This window comes from Ilumatobacter sp., from assembly GCF_049588435.1.
GTDB lineage: Bacteria > Actinomycetota > Acidimicrobiia > Acidimicrobiales > Ilumatobacteraceae > Ilumatobacter_A.
Genome location: NZ_JBAVYV010000381.1, coordinates 1 through 1,583, shown reverse-complemented (window position 1 = coordinate 1,583; position 1,583 = coordinate 1). Strand labels below are relative to the sequence as shown.

The 1,583-nt window shown below is 66.8% G+C and carries 3 protein-coding genes; 2 read left to right on the top strand and 1 reads right to left on the bottom strand.

Annotated features, from left to right (window positions below; translation table 11 throughout):
• Nucleotides 1-318 (top strand): cytochrome P450 (locus WBV89_RS14740; protein WP_423982112.1); only part of this gene is annotated, 318 nt, incomplete at its 5' end.
• A gap of 57 nt (nucleotides 319-375) precedes the next feature.
• Here the strand turns inward: WBV89_RS14740 and WBV89_RS14735 are convergent.
• A complete protein-coding gene (locus WBV89_RS14735; protein ID WP_423982111.1) occupies nucleotides 376-1,161 on the bottom strand; it encodes a metallophosphoesterase in 786 nt (261 codons plus the stop codon).
• A gap of 79 nt (nucleotides 1,162-1,240) precedes the next feature.
• Here WBV89_RS14735 and WBV89_RS14730 point away from each other — a divergent pair, with 79 nt between their 5' ends.
• Entirely contained in the window at nucleotides 1,241-1,579 is a 339-nt protein-coding gene (locus WBV89_RS14730) for a DUF971 domain-containing protein (RefSeq protein WP_423982110.1), read from the top strand.
• Nucleotides 1,580-1,583: the final 4 nt, after the last annotated feature.

Genomic DNA, 1,583 nt, shown 5'->3' with positions numbered 1-1,583 from the left:
GGCCTGATCGGCGCCGCACACCGCGATCCGGACACCTTCGCCGACCCGGACCGCTTCGATCCGACCCGGGGCGACCTCCATCTCGGTCTCGAACGCCGCACCGGTGCGGTTCCGGAGGGCACCATGCACCTCGGTTTCGGGCTCGGGAAGCACTTCTGTCTCGGATACCAGCTCGCTCGCCGAGAGGCCGTGCGCGGATCGGAGCGATTGCTCGAGGAACTGCCCGGAGTCGAGTTCGCCGATCCGGGCCAGGCCGGGCCGATCATCTCCCGATCGATGCGATCCCTCACGTCGCTGCCTCTCCGCTGCGACGTCTGAGCAGCCATCCCGTATCAACTGGGGTCAGACCCAGTGATACGTTCGGCCACTGTCGGGTCAGTCGAACAGAGTCGGCCGATCGGCCTGGACTCGGTGCAGTTCGTCGAGGAAGTCGCTCGCCTCGATGAGGTGCCGCTGGGCGCTTGCTCCAACGGGGACGACGTGGGAGACGACGCCACGATCGGTGTAGGCGTGCAGGCTGAACGACGGTGGCTCGGCTGTCTCGGCGGGCGCATGCCGAGGGTCGAGATCGACGGCGATCGACACCGACGTCGATGGCGACACCCACAACGAACACGTACCCCACCGCGTGGCGATCGCGTGGTGGACGTGTCCCGAGAGCACCTGGATCACCTGGGGATGTCGGCGCACGATCTCTTCGAACCTTCCGGCGCCCGACAGCCCGGCGCAATCCATCCACCAGATTCCCGTCTCGAACGGTGGGTGATGGATCGCGACGACGATTCGGTCGTCGCGATGGCCCGCGAGTTCCTGGTCGAGCCACCGGGCGTCGTCGATGTCGAACTCACCCGCTCCGGAATCGACGAGAACGAATCGGATCGGGCCGTCGTCGATGGTCCGATGACCCGCCAGGTCAGTGAGCGCCCCGTCGTGATTTCCGGCGATCGCGGTCCACGGAGCGTCGAGTGTCGCGAGCCGATGCCGGAACTCGTTCCACTGCTCGGCGTTTCCGTCGTGGGTCAGGTCGCCGGTCAGGAGCACCCGGTCGGGCTGCCGGGTCATCGCGTTGATCGTGTCGATCGCCATCGAGAGACGCTCGCCGCTCCCCGCACTCGGGCCACCGACGTGGGTGTCGGAGAGTTGCGCGACGAGGTAGGCCACGAACCCACCCTAGAACCACGTACGACGGGCGTGATCCGATTCCCCCGTCTCGAGCGCACCCGGGGGTACCCTGCGCGCCATGCGGGCACATGACATCGAGTCGATCGAAGTCGATCGATCGAAGCACGTCTTCATCGAGTTCGCCGACGGTGTCACCGCGACGTTCGATCTCGCCCCGCTTCGTCTCGCGTGCCCGTGCGCCGAGTGCAACTCGCGCCGCCAGAAGGGGACGTCGGTCTCGATCATGGCCGAGACGAACCCCGACGAGGTCCGCATCACCGAGGCGACGATGGCGGGTGCGTGGGGGCTCAACCTCGACTGGAACGACGGCCACTCGACCGGGATCTATGCGTTCGAGAAGCTCCGCCAGTGGATCGACGAGTACATCGTCGAAGCCCACGTCACCCGCCCCACCTGACGCG